The sequence below is a fragment of the Acidovorax sp. HMWF029 genome (assembly GCF_003060895.1).
In the GTDB taxonomy this organism is placed as follows: Bacteria; Pseudomonadota; Gammaproteobacteria; order Burkholderiales; family Burkholderiaceae_C; genus Acidovorax.
The window spans coordinates 1-432 of record NZ_QAIH01000321.1 but is presented as its reverse complement, the minus strand read 5'-3'; the positions used below and the strand labels follow the sequence as shown (position 1 = coordinate 432).

At 64.4% G+C, this 432-nt stretch carries 1 protein-coding gene; it reads left to right on the top strand.

Annotation, left to right across the window (positions count from 1 at the left end; genetic code table 11):
* On the top strand, positions 1-432 hold a 432-nt coding region (locus DBR12_RS23355; RefSeq protein ID WP_233245019.1), incomplete at both ends, for a HAMP domain-containing sensor histidine kinase.

The window sequence follows — 432 nt, the reverse complement described above, 5'->3', positions numbered from 1 at the left end:
AAAATGCCGTTTGCGCGCGAGGAGAAGGCGCAGGGTGCTATTGTTTTAGGAGCGGATCAAATCGAGAAGCTGCGCAACGCTACGCGCCGTACCTCGCAGCTGGCGCACCAGCTGTTGGCACTGTCCCGCGCCGATGCGCGCAGCCTCGATGCACAGCCGCCGCAGCGGGTGGACCTGAAGGACTTGTGCGAATCCCTGTTGGAAAACTTTCTGGATGCGGCGACGGGCAAGGGGCTGGATCTGGGGCTGGACGTGCAGTTGGTGCATGTCACCGGCCATGGCTGGCTGCTGCGTGAGCTGCTGTCCAACCTGGTTGACAACGCCATCAAATACACGCCACCGGGCGGTGTGGTCACCATCCGCTGTGGACTGCGCCAGGGCCGCAGCGGCCCGCCGCGTGCCTATGTCGAGGTGGAGGATGATGGCCCCGGC